Origin of the sequence: Amycolatopsis acidicola, assembly GCF_007713735.2 — a bacterium.
Lineage (GTDB): Bacteria > Actinomycetota > Actinomycetes > Mycobacteriales > Pseudonocardiaceae > Amycolatopsis_E > Amycolatopsis_E acidicola.
This window is the reverse complement of record NZ_VMNW02000001.1, coordinates 156467-176743: the sequence shown is the minus strand read 5'-3', so window position 1 is coordinate 176743 and position 20277 is coordinate 156467. Positions and strand designations below refer to the sequence as shown.

General features: G+C 69.2%; 14 protein-coding genes and 1 pseudogene. 11 read left to right on the top strand and 4 right to left on the bottom strand.

What is annotated here, in order from left to right; translation table 11 throughout:
• The first annotated feature begins 284 nt into the window (after positions 1–284).
• Positions 285–1703 (top strand): M20/M25/M40 family metallo-hydrolase, encoded by a 1419-nt coding sequence (locus tag FPZ12_RS00855; protein WP_144745439.1) that lies wholly within the window; start codon positions 285–287, stop codon positions 1701–1703.
• A gap of 109 nt (positions 1704–1812) precedes the next feature.
• Here FPZ12_RS00855 and FPZ12_RS00850 read toward each other — a convergent pair whose 3' ends face one another.
• Both FPZ12_RS00850 and FPZ12_RS00845 read right to left on the bottom strand, forming a co-directional pair.
• Positions 1813–2262, bottom strand: coding sequence for a hypothetical protein (locus tag FPZ12_RS00850; protein WP_144745438.1), 450 nt, complete (start codon positions 2260–2262; stop codon positions 1813–1815).
• 139 nt (positions 2263–2401) lie between these two features.
• On the bottom strand, positions 2402–3025 hold the full coding sequence (locus FPZ12_RS00845; protein ID WP_144745437.1) for a DUF4232 domain-containing protein: 624 nt from the start codon (positions 3023–3025) through the stop codon (positions 2402–2404).
• Positions 3026–3383: 358 nt separating this feature from the next.
• Here FPZ12_RS00845 and FPZ12_RS00840 point away from each other — a divergent pair, with 358 nt between their 5' ends.
• The 3 genes from FPZ12_RS00840 to FPZ12_RS00830 are packed head-to-tail and all read left to right on the top strand — an operon-like array spanning position 3384 to position 6029.
• Positions 3384–4304, top strand: a complete 921-nt coding sequence (locus FPZ12_RS00840) for an ABC transporter substrate-binding protein (protein WP_243769599.1) — start codon at positions 3384–3386, stop codon at positions 4302–4304.
• Position 4305: 1 nt separating this feature from the next.
• Positions 4306–5259, top strand: coding sequence for an amino acid ABC transporter permease (locus FPZ12_RS00835; RefSeq protein ID WP_144745436.1), 954 nt, complete (start codon positions 4306–4308; stop codon positions 5257–5259).
• A complete protein-coding gene (locus tag FPZ12_RS00830; RefSeq protein WP_144745435.1) occupies positions 5256–6029 on the top strand; it encodes an amino acid ABC transporter ATP-binding protein in 774 nt (257 codons plus the stop codon). The genes FPZ12_RS00835 and FPZ12_RS00830 overlap by 4 nt, the downstream gene beginning before the upstream one ends.
• On the opposite strand, the gene FPZ12_RS00825 is transcribed toward FPZ12_RS00830, so the two are convergent.
• Positions 6013–7017, bottom strand: a complete 1005-nt coding sequence (locus FPZ12_RS00825; RefSeq protein ID WP_144745434.1) for a hypothetical protein — start codon at positions 7015–7017, stop codon at positions 6013–6015. The genes FPZ12_RS00830 and FPZ12_RS00825 overlap by 17 nt on opposite strands.
• A 105-nt stretch (positions 7018–7122) precedes the next feature.
• Here FPZ12_RS00825 and FPZ12_RS00820 point away from each other — a divergent pair, with 105 nt between their 5' ends.
• The 3 genes from FPZ12_RS00820 (at position 7123) to FPZ12_RS00810 (ending at position 12058) form a co-directional block, all read left to right on the top strand.
• The gene (locus FPZ12_RS00820) at positions 7123–9465 is read left to right on the top strand and encodes an oxidoreductase (RefSeq protein ID WP_208025691.1); all 2343 of its coding nucleotides are present in this window, start codon (positions 7123–7125) and stop codon (positions 9463–9465) included.
• Between the two features lie 74 nt (positions 9466–9539).
• Positions 9540–10091, top strand: a complete 552-nt coding sequence (locus FPZ12_RS00815) for a TetR/AcrR family transcriptional regulator (RefSeq protein ID WP_144745475.1) — start codon at positions 9540–9542, stop codon at positions 10089–10091.
• A 2-nt stretch (positions 10092–10093) separates the two neighbouring features.
• On the top strand, positions 10094–12058 hold the full coding sequence (locus FPZ12_RS00810; protein ID WP_144745474.1) for an ABC transporter ATP-binding protein: 1965 nt from the start codon (positions 10094–10096) through the stop codon (positions 12056–12058).
• On the opposite strand, the gene msrA is transcribed toward FPZ12_RS00810, so the two are convergent.
• A complete protein-coding gene (msrA, locus tag FPZ12_RS00805) occupies positions 12045–12707 on the bottom strand; it encodes a peptide-methionine (S)-S-oxide reductase MsrA (RefSeq protein WP_144745433.1) in 663 nt (220 codons plus the stop codon). The two genes, FPZ12_RS00810 and msrA, sit on opposite strands and share 14 nt — an antisense overlap.
• A gap of 125 nt (positions 12708–12832) precedes the next feature.
• Between msrA and FPZ12_RS00800 the strand changes: the two genes are divergently transcribed.
• The 4 genes and pseudogenes from FPZ12_RS00800 to FPZ12_RS00785 form a co-directional block, all read left to right on the top strand.
• Positions 12833–13975 carry a hypothetical protein gene (locus tag FPZ12_RS00800; RefSeq protein WP_144745432.1) on the top strand — a complete coding sequence of 381 codons (1143 nt, stop codon included), beginning with the start codon at positions 12833–12835 and terminating at the stop codon, positions 13973–13975.
• A gap of 143 nt (positions 13976–14118) precedes the next feature.
• Positions 14119–15288: a hypothetical protein gene (locus FPZ12_RS00795; RefSeq protein ID WP_144745431.1), complete on the top strand. Its 1170-nt coding sequence runs from the start codon at positions 14119–14121 to the stop codon at positions 15286–15288.
• Positions 15281–18973, top strand: coding sequence for an FkbM family methyltransferase (locus FPZ12_RS00790; RefSeq protein WP_144745430.1), 3693 nt, complete (start codon positions 15281–15283; stop codon positions 18971–18973). Before FPZ12_RS00795 ends, FPZ12_RS00790 begins: the two co-directional genes overlap by 8 nt.
• A gap of 85 nt (positions 18974–19058) precedes the next feature.
• Positions 19059–20087: pseudogene (locus FPZ12_RS00785) on the top strand (acyltransferase family protein); the annotation flags it as partial.
• Positions 20088–20277: the final 190 nt, after the last annotated feature.

Genomic DNA, 20277 nt, shown 5'->3' with positions numbered 1-20277 from the left:
GAAGCGCTCGGGTAACCGTCGGCCGTGACGGCTTACGCGGAACATCCTGGCACGAACGGGTGGGCGCGGGAGAGGGCCGTCGGCTGATTTCTTGCTGAGAAACGGCACTTGAGCTGCGAAAATCCTAGGACTACCGACGAACGGGCCGCCGAAAGTCGGTCTTGCACACGGCGTGTGAGCAGCCGATTGGTTCCCGTGCCCGACGGGGCCACGGGCGGGTGGCTGCCAAACCGGCGCGTGTCGTGACCTGCACCACACCGGCGTGGCGCTGGCAGAATGGCGCCGTGGAGCAGACAACCGTGCGTGAAACCGTGTCCAGGCTGTGGGCCGACGAGGTCCTGCCGAGTCTGTCGGGGCTGGTGGAGATCCCCGCCCTGTCGCAGAGCTTCGATCCGGACTGGGCCGCGAACGGGCATCTCGCCGCCGCGGTCGAGCACGTCCGGGCGTGGGTCGCGGCCCGGCAGCTGCCCGGCGCGAAGCTCGATGTGGTCAGTGTGGACGGCCGAAGCCCGGTGCTGCTGGTGGACGTGCCTGCCAGTCCTGGCGCGGAGGATCGCGGAACGGTGCTGTTGTACGGGCACCTCGACAAGCAGCCGCCGGTCGGCGGCTGGTCGGAGGGGCTCGGCCCGTGGACTCCGGTGGTGCGGGGCGAAAAGCTGTTCGGCCGCGGCTCGGCCGATGACGGGTACGCCGGCTATGCCGCGGTCACCGCGCTGGAGGCGATCCACGCCGCGGGCGGCAAGCACGCGCGCTCGGTGATTCTGCTGGAGACGGGCGAGGAATCGGGCAGCCCGGATCTGCCGGTGTACCTGGAGCACCTGGCCGGGCGGCTGGGTGAGGTGTCGTTCGTGATCTGCCTCGACTCGGGAGGCAACGACTACGAGCGGCTGTGGCTGACGACCAGTCTGCGCGGGATGGCGCAGGTGCACGTGAAGGTGCGGGTGCTGGAGTCGGCGCAGCATTCGGGGCTGGCCAGTGGGGTCGTGCCGAGCTCGTTCCGCGTGCTGCGGCTGCTGTTGGACCGGCTCGAGGACGCGGAGACCGGCGAGATCAAGCTCGCCGAGCTGAACGTGGCCATCCCGGAGAACCGGATCGCCGAGGCGCGGGCGACGGTCGAGGTGGCTCCCGGTTCGGTGAAGTCGGCGTTCCCGCTGGTCGAAGGCATGCGGCCGGTGTCGGATGACGAGCTGGAGCTGACCCTGAACAACAGCTGGCGGCCCACCCTGTCCGTGATCGGCGCTGCCGGCTTCCCGGAGCCCGCCGACGCCGGCAACGTCCTGCGCGACTCGAGCACGCTCGCGCTGAGCTTCCGGCTGCCCCCGACGGCCGATTCGGCGGCGGCGCTGAACGCGGTGGAAAAGGCGCTGACCACGGATGCGCCGTACGGCGCGCAGGTGGAGTTGGCGGGCGTGGAACACGCGACGGGCTGGAACGCGCCGGATGCCGCGCCCTGGCTGGCCGCGGCGCTGGAAAAGGTGAGCGACGAGGTCTTCGGCGCGCCCTGGCGGAGCGTCGGCCTTGGCGGGTCGATCCCGTTCATGGGACTGCTGGCGGCCAAGTACCCGGCGGCGCAGTTCCTGGTCACCGGCGCACTCGGCCCGGACTCGAACGCCCACGTCCCGGACGAATGGCTGCACCTCCCCCAGGCACAGCGACTCACGGAGGCCGTCGCACACGCGGTGGACGCACACGCGCGGGGTTGAGCAGAGTTACAGACGCGGAGGTCGGTAGGCCTTTCGAAGGGGACCCGGCAGCCCTCCGGACGGCGGGCGGGCCGGGTTTCGCGTTTTCGGCACTCGGTTTCCGCGCGAATCAACCCGCGCGGCAATCCCGGTACGCGGCGGCCAGTGCATGCGCTGCCCCACGACCCTCGACCTCGATCGTCTCCCCCTCGGCCAGCAGGACCGTGACCTTTTGCCAGCTCCGCGCCGGGCCCACCGTGATGCCTGTGATGCGGTCCAGCGAGACCCGGCCGACGTGCTCACCGACCCGGTTCAGCATCGGGTCCGCGCGCCAAATGTGCAGCGCGTCCGTCGTGATGCCGAGGACCATCGCCGCGTCCAGCGGGACGTCGGTGCGTTCGGTGATCCGGTGCGCGGCGGCCCGCGCCGCCGGCCGGGCGATGAAGTAGTTGCCCAACGGGGACAACATCCGGGCCGGGCCAAGCACGGTGTCGACCCTGGCGTACACGGCGGCGCGCAGTTCCTGCCGGAGCTCGGCGGACAGCGCGGGAACCAGTTCGTCGTCCTTGAGATGTTTCATGCCGAAAGCATTGCGGCCGGTGCCGTCCTCCGGTGTCGACCGGTCGGGGGTGCCCGTGTCCACTGGTCGACGGACGGGCCGCGTACCTGAAAAGGCGGGTGGTGCCCCCTGACACCACCCGCCTTTTGCCGCTAGAAGGTCATGCGGTGGGGGCGGTGCCCTGGGTGACGGCGCCGACCTCGATGGTGTGGCTGTTCGCGGACGCGTCGACGGCGCCGAGGGTCCAGTCGAGCGAGACGGTCGGGTCGATGTAGTCGCCGTGCATGTTGGAGTCGGCGGGGGCGTCGAAGGTGATCGCGTTCGGGGTCTGCTGGTCGGCGGCGGCTTCGATGCCGGTCCAGTGCAGCGGGATGTAGGCCGAGGAGCCGTCGGTCAGCGCGACGTTGGGCGCGTCGGCGGGGGCGGTGCTGGTGAGCAGCACGTTGTGGGCGCCGACGAGGTTCGTCGTGAGGTTGCCCGGCAGGTAGCAGCGCTCGCCCGGGTTCGCGGTGATCTGGATGGCGGCGTTGCGGTTCCCCATGCCCGCGCCGCCGTAGACGAGTTCGGCCGTGAACTGGTTGGACGTGCACTCGGAGACGGTCGACGCGCTCGACGCGGACCCGGTGCCCTGCGCCTGGGAAGCCGAGGAGACCGAGGCGACGCCGCTCCCTAGGGAGAACTCCGAGGCGGAGGCGGTGCTGACAGCCAGTGCCGAAGCCCCGGTGGCGATGCCGGCGAGGGCGAGGGTGGCGGCCGTACGGCGAAGGATCGTCCGGATGGTCATGATCTGTTCCCCTTTTGCTGTGGTCGGTGAGTAATTCACCTTGATCGCTCTCACCCGGAAAGACGCTCATGGACCGACCTGGATGCCCGCCTGTGGGATCGCCCGCAGGCACGCAACCCGGGCGAACCCCAAGCGTCTTAAGGAAGTACGCGCGAGGCGATAGTCCTATGTGGACGGATTTGCATCCACAAAGGACAGGCCGCCGAGATGGGCGCCGACCTGCGGTTAACCCGCCGTTACCGATCTGTTGCCTGATTGGTCGACACCACTACGTGACCTTTCGGATGCTGCGAAGTCCCTCACGCGGATGGCAGGATGCGGGAACTCACACGGTATGAACTACTAGGAGTGACCCATCGTGGCGCGTGCAACCCACCTCAAGGCGCTAGTCCTGCTCCCCGCCGTCGCATTGGCCGGTCTGACCGTGGCCTGCGGCGCCTCCGGCAACGGTTCCGGCAGCGGCACCGCGTCCAGCAGCGCCGCGGCGGCCGTGCCGTCCCCGGTCAAGGACGACAAGCTGGCCGCGCTCGTCCCGGACGCGGTGAAGGCCGACGGCAAGATCGTGGTCGGACAGGACCAGACCTATCCACCGAACGAGTTCGTCGACAACGGCACGGTCACCGGTTTCGACGTGGATCTCGGCAACGCCATCGGCGAGAAGCTGGGCGTCAAGATGGAGTACCAGAACGCCGCGTTCTCCGGCATCCTGGCCGGTCTCGGTTCCGGCCAGTACGAGCTCGCGATGTCCTCGTTCACCATCAACGCCGAGCGGCTGCAGACCGTCGACATGGTCAGCTACTACAGCGCCGGCACCTCGCTCGGCGTGCTCAAGGGCAACCCGGACGGCATCACGCTGGACAACCTGTGCGGCAAGAACGTCGCCGTCCAGCAGGGCACCGTCCAGGTCGACGACGTCACCAAGCGCTCCGACGACTGCACCAAGGCCGGCAAGCCCGCGATCAACGTCCAGCAGTTCCAGGCACAGACCGACGTCAACCTGCAGCTGACCACCAAGCGCAGCCAGGCGATGCTCGCCGACTCGCCGGTCGTGGACTACGCGGTGAAGCAGACCGGCGACGCCGTCGAGGTGGTCGGGCAGCCCTACGACACCGCCCCCTACGGCATCGCGCTGAAGAAGGACCAGGGCTCGTACTCGCAGGCCATCCAGGGCGCGGTGCAGGCGCTGATCGACGACGGCACCTACGGCAAGATCCTCGCCAAATGGGGGCTGAGCACCTCCGGCGCCATCACGAAGTCGGAAATCAACCCGGCAAGCTGAGATGAGCGAGACCACCGAGCGCACGGGCACCACGGAGGACATCCGGGCGGTGCCCGTGCGGCACTACGGGCGCTGGGTCGCGGGCGTGGTCATCGCGATCCTCGCCGTCATCGCGATCCGCAGCGTCATCACCAACGCCAACATGCAGTGGAGCGTCGTCGGTGACTACCTCTTCGACGACCGGATCCTGCGCGGACTGCAGAACACCCTGATCCTGACCGTCATCTCGATGGTGATCGGCGTGGTCGGCGGCGTGCTGCTGGCCGTGATGCGGATGTCGCCGAACCCGCTCGCCGCGGGCGCGGCCGGCATCTACATCTGGCTGCTGCGCGGGACGCCGCTGATCACGCAGCTGATCTTCTGGAACTTCCTCGCGCTGTTCTACCCGCGGCTCGGCCTCGGCATCCCGTTCGGCCCGGAGTTCGTCGGCGCCGACACCAACGTGCTCATCTCCCCGTTCATCGCTTCCCTGCTGGGGCTCGGCCTGAACGAAGCCGCGTACATGGCGGAGATCGTGCGCGGCGGGATCCTGTCGGTCGACTCCGGGCAGCTGGAGGCCTCCAGCGCGCTGGGCATGTCCCGCGGGAAGACCCTGCGGCGCATCGTGCTGCCGCAGGCGATGCGGGTGATCATCCCGCCGACCGGCAACGAGACCATCGCGATGCTCAAGACCACTTCGCTGGTGGTGGTCATCGGCTACTTCGAGCTGATGACCTCGGCACAGCAGATCTACGCGCAGAACTACAAGATCGCGCCGCTGCTGATCACCGCCGCGCTCTGGTACCTGTTCATGACCTCGGTGCTGACGGTGATCCAGATGCAGATCGAGAAGTACTTCGCCAGAGGCACGTCGCGCGCGATGACCGAGCGGAACAAGTGGCGCACCCGGTTGTTCGGGTTCACCTTCGGCTCGGGCGACAAGGGCGGCGGCGCGGGAGGAGGTGTCACCGGATGACCCCGGTCGTGCAGGCGCAGAGCATCCACAAGAGGTTCGGCAGGCTGGAGGTGCTCAAGGGCATCGACTTCGAGGTGGCGCCACGCGAGGTCGCCTGCCTCATCGGGCCGTCCGGCTCGGGCAAGTCCACGCTGCTGCGCTGCATCAACCACCTGGAGAAGATCAACGCCGGGCGGCTGTACGTGGACGGCCATCTCGTCGGCTACCGCGAGCACGGCGGCAAGCTGTACGAGCTGCGGGAACGCGAAATCGCCCAGCAGCGCAAGGACATCGGCATGGTGTTCCAGCGCTTCAACCTGTTCCCGCACATGACGGCGCTGGAGAACGTGATGGAGGCGCCGGTGCAGGTCCGGCGCGCGAACAAGGCGACGGCACGGGACCACGCCCGCGAGCTGCTGGACAGGGTGGGCCTGGCGGACAAGGAACGCTCCTACCCCGCGCAGCTTTCCGGCGGTCAGCAGCAGCGGGTCGCGATCGCGCGTGCGCTGGCGATGGAGCCCAAGCTGATGCTGTTCGACGAGCCGACGTCGGCGCTGGACCCCGAGCTGGTCGGCGACGTGCTGGGCGTCATGCGGCAGCTCGCCAAGGACGGCATGACCATGATCGTGGTGACGCACGAGATGCAGTTCGCGCGCGAGGTGGCGGACAAGGTGGTGTTCATGGACGAGGGTGTGGTGGTCGAAGAGGGCCCGCCGGACCGGGTCATCTCGGAACCGCGCCACGAGCGGACCCGCGGCTTCCTGGCCAGGGTGCTCAACCCGAACGCCTGACGTCGTAGGTGGACGGCGCGACGCGGATCAGCTTGCCGGTGGCGTTGAGCGCGTTGCGCAGTCCCTCGCGGGTGATCGGCTTTTCCAGCCTGGCGCGGATTTCGTCGAGGTGCAACGCGCGCCCTGCCTGCTGGATCAGCCGGATCGCGTTGTCCGTGCTGGAGCCGGCGGGCGCGGCGTCCGGCTCGATGTTCCACGTCGCCAGCGCGAAGGTGCTCGGCGCGACGCGGACGAAGCGCTCGTCGGCGTTGAGGCGGTTGTACAGCGGGCCGCGGCTGTAGCGGCGGTCGAGCCCGTTGAGGATCTCGTCGAGGTGCAGCGGTTTTCCCGCGCGGGTCAGCAGTTCCGCGGTGGAGTCGGTGGCCGTCGGGCCGCGGATCGTCCGCCTGCCAGGGGAAATCCGTTCGTACGCGCGATGCAGCGCCCGGCGCGGCTGGTGCAGTTCGGCGGGCGACGCACGGTAGCCGCTGAACCACAGCCAGGACACCAGCTCGTCGTCGCTCATCGAGAAACCCCGTGCCGCCAAGGCTTCCGCGGGTGAAGCTATCCCCGTGGAAAGCGCTGTCACGGTGTCCCTGGTGGTCGCGACGGCAGTGCTCAGGTCCGGTACCGCGGCCCAGCCCTGCGCCACCTCGAACACGCCGCCGAAGCGGGCCAGCACCCGCCAGGCGGCCACGTTCGGCGAAATCACCGGGTAGTCCAGGTTCGGATGCCTGGCCAGCAGCCTGCGCAGCGACATCGCGGGGGCGATCTCCTCGCGCAACCGCGCGCACCATTCGGAAAGCGGGCCACCGGCGGCCACCGCCCGGCGTACCGACGCTTCGAACTCGGCCTCGATCTCGTGCCGTTCCTCCGGCGCCGGCGGCAGGTACTGCCCGGACCAGCGGTACGCGTTCTCCTCGTCGGCCCACAGCCTGCGGCGCAGCGTGGCCAGCTCGCCGTAGGTCACCGCGTCGGTGACCACGCGCAGTTCGGCGAGCGCCTCCACATTCCGACGATAGCTCCGTTCTTACCCCGGTTCAGCGAAACGGCCCTACCGGAGTAACCGTCCTACTAAAGTCGGTAACCCGTCGAGTACGAGGAGTGGGCGAAAATGGTGAACGGCCAGGCCGGATCTTTCGAGCGGGAGCTGCCGCCGCTGGATCCGTTCGCCGGCGTCCCGGACAGCCGTCACCACATCTCGGCGGACGAGATCGTGAAACCGCTGCTCGAGCCGGGCAGCGGCGGGTTGCTGCGCTGGCGCAGGCAGACCAGCAACGCGCCGATCGTGCCGGTGGAGAACGCGTACATCACCGGCAGGCTGGATCTGCGCGGCGCGGATCTCGACTGCCTGTTCCGGTTCGAGAACTGCCGGTTCGAGTACCCGCCGGACGTGCGCGAGGCGAAGCTGCTCGGGCTGGTGTTCCGGCGGTGCTGGCTGCCCGGGCTCAAGGCGCGCAACCTGCGCAGCCGCAACGACGTCCGCCTCATCCGCAGCGTGGTCGAGCCGTTCCCCGGCACCCACGACGACGGGGAAACGGCGGTGCAGCGCGGATCCACCCGTGAGCGCGGGGTGCCGGACGCGGCGATCAACCTGACCGACGCGGTGATCGAAGGCTCGCTGGTGCTGACCCGCACGCAGATCGCGTCGGCGCAGGGCAGGGCGCTGCAGGCGGACAGGCTGAAGATCAGCGGCGCGCTGCTGGCGTACCGGCTGCACGCCGAGGGCCAGGTCCGGTTCCCCGGCATGTGGACCGGCGGCAACGTGAACTTCTCCGGCGCCACGCTGCGCAACCCGATGGGGTTCGCGCTCGACTGCAACGGCGTCCACATCGGCGGCAGCCTGCTGTGCGAGGTGGACAACTACAGCGCCCCGGAAAAGAAGAAACCCTTCGTCGCGCGTGGAGTGCTGCATCTGCCGAGCGCGCGGGTGGACGGGGACATCGTCTTCCGCGGCGCGGACCTGGCCTGCCCGCAACGCGGCCACATCCCCGCCGAGGCGTGGAATTCCAGCGACCCCTACATCGACCCGTGGCCGGCGCTGGTGGCCGACCGGCTGCGCGTGGACGGCAACCTCGAACTCTCCGACGGGCTCACCGCGCTGGGCACCCTGCGCATGATCAACACCCGGATCGGCGGCACCCTGCGGCTGGCCCAGGCGCGGGTGAAGGTGCGTCGTGGCACGTCGGAGCCGTTCTACGACCGGGCCGTGCACCTCGACGGCAGCGAGATCAGCGGTGACCTGGAGGCCACCGGGCTGCGGGTGCCCTCGGGCCAGTTCCGGATGGCCGACGTCAGCATCGGCGGGAACATGCTGGCCGCGAAGGTCGAACTCAAACACGCCGAACGCGACGTCGTGTCCGCGCGGCGCATCAAAGTCGTCGGCAACGTCCAGCTCACCGAATCGACCATCGAAGGCACGATCCGGCTGCAGGGCGCGGAGGTCGGCGGCAGCATCGACCTCTACGGCACCGACGTCAGCGCGCCCACCGTGCGCACGCAGACGAGCTACTCGGTGGACCTGCGCACGGTCCGCGTCGGCCGCAACATCAGCCTCACTCCCACCGGGACGATGCCCTTCCGCGCCACCGGCGGGGTCAACCTCGACGGCGCCACCGCCGTCCGCCGCGTCGATCTCAGCGGCTCGGAACTCTCCTCACGCCCGGAACACCGGATAGCGCTCGACGCCAGCGACCTCTCCGCCGACGAGCTGCTGCTGAACCCGGCCAAGCCGCCCGAGGGCCGGATCCTGTTGCGGCACGCGCACTGCCGCACCCTCGGCGACAACGACCAGTTCTGGGCCACCACCGGCGGCATCGAACTCGAAGACTTCCGCTACGACGTACTCCAACGCCCGATAGCGATGAAAGACGACCGCGCCGTCGACGTCCGCATCGAGCAACTGCGCGGCGCCATGGCCGGCTACCGACCCGGGCCGTATGACCAGTTGGCCGCCATGCTGCGCAGCGCGGGAAACGAAGAGCACGCGGATACGGTGCTGTTCCGCAAACAGCAGGATCGCTACGAAGCGCTGGCACAGGGCTACAAACTGCTCGGGCCCGGTGTCCGGCTGTGGAGCTGGCTTCAGCGGTGGATGGTCGGGTACGGCTACCGGCCGGCGCGGGCGCTGGGGTGGCTGATCAGCCTGCTCGTGGTGGGCAGCCTGTACTTCGGGCTGGGCACGGATTCCTGCGTCGACGACACCCGCACGGACATGCATGCCGTGCTCGCCGTCGGGCCCCGGTGCGTGATCAACTCCCAGGACAGCGGGATGCAGTGGAACCCGGTGCTGTACACGGCGGACCTGCTGGTGCCGATCGTGGACTTCGGCAACAAGGGCCGCTGGTACATGCACGACCTCGACAAATGGGTTTCGGACGGGTTCATCGCGATGGGCTGGATCTTCGCGACGACGGTGGCGGCCGGCGCGGGACGGATGATCCGCCGGGAGAAGTGACTTGACGGAGTGAGCGCTCACTCCGCACACTGGGGTGCATGACCGAACCCCAGCCCAAACGTCGTGCGCGCGCGATGAGTCCCGAGGACAGGCGCCAGATGATCGTGCGCGCCGTGCTCCCGCTCGTGGTCGAGCACGGCGCCGCGGTCACCACCGCGCAGATCGCGCGCGCGGCCGGCATCGGCGAGGGCACCATCTTCCGCGCGTTCAAGGACAAGGACGAGCTGGTGGACGCCTGTCTCGTGGAGGCGCTGCGCCCGGACCACGCGCTGGAGCTGATCGCGGAGATCCCGCTCGACCGGCCGCTGGAGCAGCGGCTGACCGAGGCCGCGGAAGCGCTTTCCGCGCACCTGAACCGGATGGGCGCCATCATCGGGGCGATGCACGCGTCCGGGCGCCGCCGGGAACGCAAGCCGGGCAAGGGAAACCGGGCCGAATCGTTCGCCGCCATGCGGGGCGCGATCGAGGAACTGTTCGAGCCGGACGTCGGCAAGCTGCGTCTGTCCGCGGACAAATCGAGCGGGCTCTTCCTGTCGTTGCTGTTCAGCCGCGCGCAGGACCGCGAGCAGCCGGCGACCGCGGCCGAACTCGTGGACGTTTTCCTGCACGGGGCGGTGAAAGCCTGATGATGCACGGGGGTGGGCCGCCGGTCGGGCTGCGGAAGAGATTGAAGGCGGCGGCCAGTTCGGTGCCGGACAGCGGGCTGACGGGGCCGATCGAGATCCCGGACCCGAAACCGGCCGACGAGGCCAAGGACCTGCGGGCCCGGTGGCGGCGGCTGCGTTCCAACGTCGGCGGCACCGTGCGCGGGCTGCCGAAGGTGGCGAAGCTGACGTGGCAGGCCAGCCCGGTGATGACCGTCGTGATCGTACTGTCCACTTTGGTCAGTGGGCTGCTGCCGACGGTGACCGCGTATGTGGCGAAACTGTTGCTGGACTCGGTGGTCGCGGCGGTGCAGGGGCACGGGACGACAGCGCGGATCGTCGAAGTGGCGGCGTTCCAGCTGGGCATCTTCACGGCCACCGCGGTGACCACGGCGTTGACGAACGTGGCGCAGCAGTTGTTGCAGGAGCGGATGACGCTCACCATCCGGCATCAGGTGATGGCGCACGCGGCGCGGCTGGATCTGGCCTTCTTCGAGGGCTCGGAGTCCTACGACCTGCTGCGCCAGGCCTCGCAGGAAGCGCCGTCGCGGCCGGTTTCGATGATGACCTCCGCGCTCGGGCTCGTGCGCACCGGCGTGACTTTCGCGAGCATGGTCGCGCTGCTGGTTTCGGTGAACCCGCTGCTGGCGTTCGTCGCGCTGCTGGCTCCGGTGCCGGCGTTCATCTCGCAGTCGAAGTACGGCGGGCGGGCCTTCATGCTGGCGCTGTACATCTCGCCGATCAGGCGGCGGATGGACTACCTGTCTTCGCTGGTGACCACCGACACCTACGCGAAGGAGACCAAGCTCTTCGGGCTCGGCCCGTACCTCGTGGACCGGTTCAAGCGGCTCGGGCAGACGTACTACGCGCGCGAGCGGAAGCTCACCACGAAGCGGAACCTCGTCGGGACTTCGTGGAGCCTACTGTCCACAGTGGCCGGTTCGGGGATCGCGTTGTACATCGCGCTGGAGGCGGTCGCCGGCAGGCTGACGATCGGTGACCTGGCGCTGTACACGAGCGCCGCGACGGCGGTGCAGACGGCCGTGCAGGGGCTGTTCACCGGGTTCACCGGGATGTACGAGAACAACCTGTACCTCGACACGCTGTACCAGTTCCTGGGGACCGAACCCGCGATCGTCGCACCGGTCGAGCCGCGGCGGATGCCCGAAAAGGTGCGCGGGCACGTGCGGTTCGAGGACGTTTCGTTCAGCTATCCCGGTGCGGCCGAGCCGGCACTGGACGGGGTGAGCTTCGAGATCCGGCCCGGGGAGACGGTGGCCGTGGTGGGCCGCAACGGAGCCGGGAAGTCGACGCTGATCAAGCTGCTGTGCCGCCTCTACGACCCGACCGCGGGGCGGATCCTGTTGGACGGCAACGACATCCGCGAGTTCGACCCGGACGAGCTGAGGTCGTCGATCAGCGCGATGTTCCAGGATTACGTTACGTACCAAGGGACAGCGGCGGAGAACATCGGCCTCGGCGAGCTCGACGGGCTGGACGACCGCGAGCGCATCGCGGACTCGGCGCACCGCGCGGGCGCGGCCGAGCGGATCGAGCGGCTGCCGAAGGGGTATGACAGCCCGCTCGGCCGGTGGTTCGACCAGGGCGTGAGCCTGTCCGGCGGTGAATGGCAGAAAGTGGCTCTGGCGCGGGCTTTCATGCGCGACGCCCCGCTCTTGATCCTGGACGAGCCGACCTCGGCGCTGGACGCGCAGGCCGAGCACGACCTGTTCACGCGTCTGCGGGCGCTCGCCGCGGGGCGCACCACGCTGTACATCTCGCACCGGTTCTCGACCGTGCGGCAGGCGGAGCAGATCATGTTCCTGGAACAGGGAAAGCTGGTCGAACACGGCACCCACGACGAACTGATGGCCGTCGGCGGCCACTACGCCGACCTGTTCACCCTCCAGGCGGCGGCCTACCTGGATGAGCAGGTCAGCCCTTCCTGACCCCGAGCCCGACAGGGCAGGAAACCCCGGTGCCGCCGAGGCCGCAGTAGCCGTCCGGCACCTTGTGCAGGTACTGCTGGTGGTAGTCCTCGGCATAGTAGAACTCGCCCAGCGGGGCGATTTCCGTGGTGATCGCGTGGTAGCCCGCGCCGCGCAGGGCCTGCTCGAAGGACGCGCGGGAGGCTTCGGCCTCGGCCTGCCGCGTCTCGTCCGTGTAGTAGATGGCCGAGCGGTACTGGGTGCCCACGTCGTTGCCCTGGCGCATGCCCTGCGTCGGGTCGTGGCCCTCCCAGAACACCTTCAGCAGCGTCTCGTAGGAGACCTGCGCGGGGTCGTACACCACGAGCACCACTTCGGCGTGCCCCGTCAGCCCCGTGCACACCTCTTCATACGTCGGGTTCGGCGTGTGGCCGCCCGCATAGCCCACCGCCGTCGAGTACACACCGGGGGTGCGCCAGAACAGCCTTTCCGCTCCCCAGAAGCAGCCCATCCCGAAGACCGCCGTGCGCAGGCCGTCCGGGAACGGGGGCTTGATCCGCCTGTCCTCGTGGACGTCATGCCAGTCGGGGGTGTCCAGCGCCTCCGCCCGCCCCGGCAGCGCCTCACCGGCGGCCACTCGACGGGTCTTGTCCATGCCGAACCACGCCATGTTTCCACTGTACGGGGCCCCAAACGACCAGTGATCGGACTAAGTTCACCCCATAGCGTTACCGTTACGACCAGGCCGGCGTTGTACGCAGGTCGCGCGCCCGAAACACACCCGAGGAGCCCCGGATGAGTTGGCAGGACGAGCTGCGCCGCCTGGACGCCGAACTGGCGAGCGGCAAGATCAGCCTGCACCAGCACCGCAAGCAGCGTGACGAGCTGCTCGCCGCGGCCTCGGGCGGGATGTCGCCATCGCCGGTGCCCGCACCGGTGAACCAGCCGCGGCAGTGGCAGGTGACCGTGCCGGCACCGCAGCCTCAGCAGTGGCAGGCGACCGTACCCGCGCCGGAGTCCCAGCAGTGGCAGGCGACCGCGCCCGTACCGCACCCCGAGCCGGAGCCCGAACCCGAACCGGCGATGACGGCGTCCGAAGCGCTCCTGCACACCGACCGCCCGACGAGCGCGCCCAGCCCTGCCGACTACCGCGCCACCGAGTCGATCCCGTACCCGATGATCCACGAGGCGCCCACCGTGATCACGCCGGTGGTGCGCACGCCGTCGCTGCCGGGGCTGACCCCGCCGCCGGCCCAGCCGCCCTCGGTCCCGAGCCTGCCGACCATCCCCAAGCGGACCGGCCGGGGCAGGCCGACCTGGCTGTTCGTCACCCTCGGCGTGCTCGTGGTGCTGGCGATGATCCTGTGCGCCACGTATTTCCTCGGCGCGCGCGACGACACCACCACCGCGGCCCAGCCGACCTCCAGCCCGACGCTCGCCCCGCAGGACGCGGCGGGCGCCGCCGAGGCCCGGCTGCCGACGTTGCCCGGCGAGGCCAACCCGAACAACTCGACGATGTCGATCGACAAGGCCGTGCAGCTCAAGCTGGTCTCCGAGGGCGACGCCGCGCTGATGAAGGCCAGCGGGGCGCAGGAAATCGTCTATCGCGCCTCGTCGGACCCGGCGAACAGCCCGAACGGCAACATGGTCCTCGCGGTGCCCGCGACCTCGGCGGCCGAGGCCGCGAAGCTCGTCGCCACCCTGCGCAAGAACCTCACCGCGAACGGGTTCGTCGCCGAACCGCACGGGCCCGCCGAATCGGACATCGCGTACACCGGCAGCGACGCGACCGGGCGGGTCAGCGCGCTCTGGTACACCTCCGGCTCACTCGCCGTCGGCATCGGGGTTTCCCAGCCCTCGACCAGCGATCCGGCCCAGTTGCGCAGCAGGCTCGAGCAGATCAGGACCCAGGTGACCGGTGCGCTCCCGGCGGGCTGAAACGCCTGCTACGGACCGGTAGATAACAATACGACCCGCGCAGCCGCAACCGGCCGCACCCGTGCACAATGTGCACGTCGCTATACACGTCGGGTCGTGGCGTCCGCAATCGCGGGCCTGAACCAAGAGATAGGGGGCCCCTGGTGTCCTGGCAGGAGGAGCTGCGCAAGCTGGACGAGGAGCTTGCATCCGGCCGACTCTCCGCGGACGACTACCGGGTACGGCGTGACCAGGTGCTGTCGTCGGCCGTCGGGCAGCCCGACGCGCAGCAGAGCCAGCCGCAGCAGCAACAGCCCGGCGGGCAGAGCGGCGACAACACCAACTCGGCCGACTCCACGCAGGTGATCGCGCCGATAAGCCCCGCGCAGGGGGTGCCGCAGCAGGCGCCGGACAACAGCGCGGACCGCACGCAGGCGGTCCCGCCGTGGCAGCCGCAGCAGGCCGACCCGAACCGCACCCAGCACGTGCCCCCGCCGCAGAACCCGCAGACGCCGTACTCGCCGCCCGGCGGTTTCCCCGGCCCGGCGTCGCCTGCCGGTGGATTCCCGCAACACCAGCCGCAGTGGAACGCGCCGGAGTCCGACCAGAGCCCGCCGTGGGGCGGTGGCGATCTGCCGCCGCTGGTGCCCTCCGGCGACCAGGGTTGGATCCAGCAGGGCCCGGAATCCTTCAACGACAAGCCGAAGAAGGGCAACGGCGCGAAGATCGGCGCCATCGTCGCGGCGGTCGTCGTGCTCGCCGGCATCGCGTTCGGTGCGTACATGTTGTGGGGCCGGGACAGCGGAGGCGGCCAAGCGGAGCCGACCACGAGCCAAGCGCCGCCGACGAGCCAGGCACCGCCGGACCCGCTCGGCGTCGCGAACCTGCCTGGCCAGGCGGAAAACTACGACACCATCAAGACCTTCGACCAGGTCCCGGCGCTGAACTACCTGGTGTCGGCAGAGCAGTCGGTGTACGAGACGGCGCAGGCCAGTGACGTCCGGTTCGTCGTCCGCAAGCTCGACGACGGCAGCCGGGTGCTCATGCTGCTGACCAAGGTCAACAGCCCGACAGCGGCGCAGAACGCGGCCGACCAGCTGCTGAGCATCCAGATCCGCAACGGCGCCACCCGGCTCACCACCGCGCCGGACGGCGTGCTGGCGTCCTACTTCGACACCAAGGACGGCAACCCGGCACAGGTGCGCGGGCACTACGCGCACGACGACGTGGTGGTCCGCATCGAGGTCGACAACCCGACCAGCGTGCAGACGGCCGAAACCGATTTCGCCTCGATCCTGAACTCACAACTGAAGGTCCTGCCTGCTGATGCCTGAGGTCACCGCGTGCACGATCGTCGCCCGTAACTACCTGCCGGCGGCGAGAGTGCTCGCCAGGTCGTACCTCGCCGAGCACCCGGAAAACTCCTTCGTCATCGCGGTGATCGACGCGCCGCGGGACGAGGAGTTCTCCGAGGACGGTGTGCGGGTCGTCGGGCCCGCGGCCTTCGGCATCGCGGAGGACGACTACCTCCGGATGGCCACCGCCTACTCCGTCACCGAGCTGGCCACGTCGGTGAAGCCGTACCTGCTGCGCGAACTGCGCCGCGAGTACGACGTGGCCATCTACCTCGACCCCGACATCCGGGTGTTCAAGGCGATGCCGGAGATCGCGGAGCGCGCGATGGAGCACGGCATCGTGCTCACCCCGCACGTGCTCGAACCGCTGCCGCGTGACGGCTTGGAGCCGGACGAGGCCGTGATCATGGGGGCGGGGATCTTCAACCTCGGCTTCATCGGCGTCGGCCCCGGTTCGGGCGAGTTCCTGGACTTCTGGGCCGAACGCCTCAAGCACGACGCGATCGTCGCGCCCGAGCAGCAGCTGTTCACCGACCAGCGCTGGGTGGACAACGTGCCCGCACTGTTCCGTCACCACGTGCTGACGGACCCGGGGTTCAACGTCGCGTACTGGAACCTGCACGATCGCCCGCTGGCGAAGGACGAGCAGGGCGACTTGACGGCCGGCGGCGTCAAGCTGCGCTTCTTCCACTTCAGCGGCTACCGGCCGGAAAAGCCGTGGGTGCTGACGATGTACTGCCCGCGCAAACCGCGCGTGCTGCTGTCGGCGAACCCAGAGCTGCGCGCGTTGTGCGACGAGTACGGCGCCGCACTGCGCGACGCCGGGTACGCCGAGACGCTCGAAGCGGTGCCGTACGGCTTCGCGGGCTTCGGCGATGGCACACGGCTTCCGCGCTTGGCGCGGCGCGCTTTCCGCGAAGCGTGGATCAAGGCCGAGCGCAAGAAGAAGACGTTGCCGCCGCACGCGTATGGCGAGGACGGCGGCGAAGCGCTGCGCCAGTGGCTCGCGTCGCCGGAGGACCAGGCCCAGTCCGCGGCTGGGCTGAACAGGATGACGCTCGCGGTGTGGGACGCGCGGGTGGATCTCCGCATCGCCTTCCCGCAGCCGACCGGCGCCAACGCCGAGGCGTTCCGCGCCTGGTGTGTGTCCTCGGGGGTCAGCGAAGGCGAGCTGGCGGAGTGGGCACTGCCTGGCCACCCGATCCCGCCGCGGCCGCCGGTGGACGAGTTCGGGGCGAACCTGCTCGGCTACCTGACGGCCGAGCTGGGCGTCGGCGAGATGGGCCGGATCGTGCACGAGGCCATCGAGACCGCGAACATCCCGGTCGCTTCCGTGCTGGAGGAGAAGATCCTCAACCGCACAGGGCTGGAGCGCCCGGTGACGGTGGGAGACCCGAAGTTCCCGGTCAGCGTGATCGCGGTGAACGCGGACCAGACCGCGCATGTGCTGTCAGGCCACCGCGAGGTCGCGTACGAGCGCTACCGGATCGGCCTGTGGGCGTGGGAGCTGGAGGATTTCCCCGCCTGGCAACACGAAGCGTTCGGGCAGCTGGACGAAGTGTGGACGGTCAGCGACTTCTGCCGCCGCGCCATCCAGAAGCACTCGCCGATCCCGGTGAAGACCATCCCGGTCCCGGTGCGCGACCCCGGCGAGCCCACGAGGCCGGCCAGGGAAGCGGGCGAACCGGTGCGGTTCCTGTTCGCCTTCGACTTCAACAGCATCGCCCAGCGCAAGAACCCGTGGGGCACCATCACCGCGTTCCAGCGGGCGTTCCCCGGCCGGGACGACGTGCGGCTCACGATCAAGACGATCAATGCCAAGCAGCGGCCGATGGAGGCCGAACAGCTGCGCGCGGCCGCGGCCGGTGACCACAGGATCGAGCTGATCGAGCGCTACCTGTCGATCGACGAGCTGCACGAGCTGTACGAGACGAGCACCTGCTACGTGTCGTTGCACCGCAGCGAGGGTTTCGGGCTCACAGTCGCCGAGGCGATGGCGCGCGCGATGCCGGTGATAGCCACCGACTACTCCAGCACCACCGAGTTCCTCGACGAGAGGACCGGCTGGCCGATCCCGTACGAGCTGATCCCGGTCGGCAAGAACTGCGAGCCCTACAGCGCCGACTCCCGGTGGGCGGACGCCGACATCGACGCCGCGGCCGCCGCTATGCGCGAGGTCGCGGACAACCCGGAAGAGGCGCACCGGCGCGGAACGGCGGCGCGTGAACACATCCTGACCACCCGGTCCATGACGGCCGCCGCGGAGTGGATGCACCGCGAGCTGTCGTCGGCGTACCGCACATGGCAACAACGGCGACCGCTGGCGGCCGAAGCGCCCGAGCACCCGCTGTCTCCCCTGCGCCGCGCGACGGAGGCGCTGCACTGGCGGCCCGAGCCGGGCACGGCGTCGCGCACTCCGCTCGCGCCCGCAATGCGCAAGGCCGTGCTCCGCGCGATCGACCACTACGACGTGCACCAGCGCAAGGTCATGGGCGCGCTGCAGAGCGGCACGGAGGAGACGGTGCAGCGGCTGCTGTCCCGGATCGAGTCGCTCGAAGAACGGCTCGGCGACTCGCAGCGCGCGGGCGAGGCCACCCGCCTGCTCGGCGAGCGACTGGACTCGGTGCAGGGGACGGTCGAAGCACATCTGAAGGCGCTGCAAGCGAGCGTCGACGAACTGCGCGAGCGCCAGCCGGGCACCGAGTTGGCGTTGCGGAATCTCGAAGCCGACCTGAGCAAGGTCTCGCAGGGCTTCACCGGTGAGCTCGAAGCCACCAACGCGACCATGAGCCGCATGTTCGAGGCCCGCGACGAGCGCTTCGACCAGGACGAGGCCGCGATAAAGCGGATCACCGTGGACGTCGACGCCATGCGCGAGACGGCCCGGCTGGCGCACGCCCCGATCCCCCGTGACGCGGACGTGGTGCTGTGCGATGTGGGCTCGCTGCTGATGCCCGTCGACCAGGTCATGTTGCCGTGGATCAAGTTCCACCGCTCCTGGGAGCCGGGCGAAGCAGAGCTGATGGCCGAGCTGGTGCGGCGCAAGCCGGGCGCGATCCTCGACATCGGCGCGCACGTCGGCTATCACACGCTGCGCCTCATGCGCCGTCCGGAAGTGTCCCGCGCGGTGGCGGTCGAGGCCGATCCGGTCAACGCCCAGTACCTCCGCCGGAACCTGCGGGTCAACCTGCCGGAAGCGGCTCGTGCGCTGGTCACCGTGGTCGAGGCGGCGGCGTGGGACGGTGCGGGCACCCTGCATCTGAGCCACGCCAGCCCGAACAACAGCGGCGACAACAGGGTCAGCACCGATGGCCCCGGCGTCGAAGTGCCCGCCGTGCGTCTCGACGCGGTGCCGGAAGTCACCGGGCAGCCGTTGAGCCTGATCAAGGTGGATCTGCAGGGGCGCGACCACCGGGCGCTGGCCGGGCTGACCGAGGTGCTGCGGAGGGACCGCCCGCACGTGGTGTGCGAGTTCTGCCCGAACGCGATCGAGGAGCTCGGCGACGATCCGGAGCAGGTGCTGGCCGGGTACCGCGAGCTGGGCTACCGCCCCGTCGAGGTCACCGAGGACGGGCATCTGGAGCGCGAGCAGGGCGACACCGAGCTGATCCGCACGGCCCGCCGCAGCGACAAGGAGTTCATCACCCTCTGGCTGGAGCCGTAACCCCGGTTCCGCGAAGCCGGAAAAGCACCAACGGTTCTTGGTTACACTCCAACCTGGTAACGACCATGCGGCACGAGCCTGGGGGGTGAGGGGACTGGTCGAGACCGCGCCCCCGAAACCCGCAGGCGAACCCACCGAGAAGAAGACGCGCATCGTCTTCATCGACATCGGCCGTGGCCTCGGCGCGCTGCTGGTTTTTTACAGCCATATCGCGCACCCGTGGGTGATCGCCAAGCACGAGGACGCCCCGTACATCTCGTTCATCGAGGCGCTCACCAGCAACCCGATGCACATGTCCCAGCAGGGCATCGGGCAGATCGCGGTGCCGTTCTTCTTCCTGGTCAGCGGGTTCGTGGTCACCCCGATCGCGCTTCGCCAGGGCCAGGGGCGCTTCGCGCTCAACCGGCTGATCCGCGTCTACGCGCCGATGGTGTTCGTGGTGCTGCTGACCGCGTTGCTGCTGTTGGTGCACCTGCACCCGCCGGAGACGCCGGGCCAGCCGCAGACGCTGACCCCGCTCACTCTGCTCACCAACACCCTGCTGCTCAACTACCTGGTCGTCCCGCAGGTTGTCCTGGTGCCGGTGGCCTGGACGATGATCGTCGAGGTCCTGTTCTACGTGGTGCTGATGCTCCTGCTGCCGCTGCTGCGGCGGTGGGTGTGGCTGGCGATCGCGATCGAGCTCACGTTCATCTTCGTGGTGATGATGAGCAGCAGGCAGTTCTCGGCCTCGTACTTCCTGTTCGCGGTCAACGCGTCCTACCTGCCGATCATGATCATCGGACAGACCATCTGGGCCACCACGTCCAAGCACATCCCGCTGTGGGCCGGCGCCGTGTTCGGCGCGGTGGCGTGGTCGCTGTACGTGCTGGGCGACATCATCAACGTCGGCCGCGTGGACACTTCGTACAACCTGGCGATGGCGTTCGCGGTGCTCTGCTTCCTGCTCGGCATGTTCGCCGAGCCGAAGCTGAAGCAGCGGAAGGTCTGGACAGCGCTGTCCGAGCGCAGTTATTCGATCTATCTGCTGCACATGCTGGTCACGTTCGTGCTGCTGAACCTGCTGCGCCCGGCGGTGCCGCTGCCGATCGCGCTGCTGATCGTGATCCCGGCGGTGTTCGGGATGGTCGAGATCAGCTACCGGTTCGTGGAACGGCCTTCCCATGGGCTGGCGCGACGGCTGTCGCACCGGAAACCCGAGCCCCCCAAGGAACAAGTCGAAGAGGTCGAAGAGGTCGAAGAGCCGGTCCCGGACAGCGCCGAGCCCACGGTCGAGATCCCGAAGGCCGGGCCGCGCCGCCGCG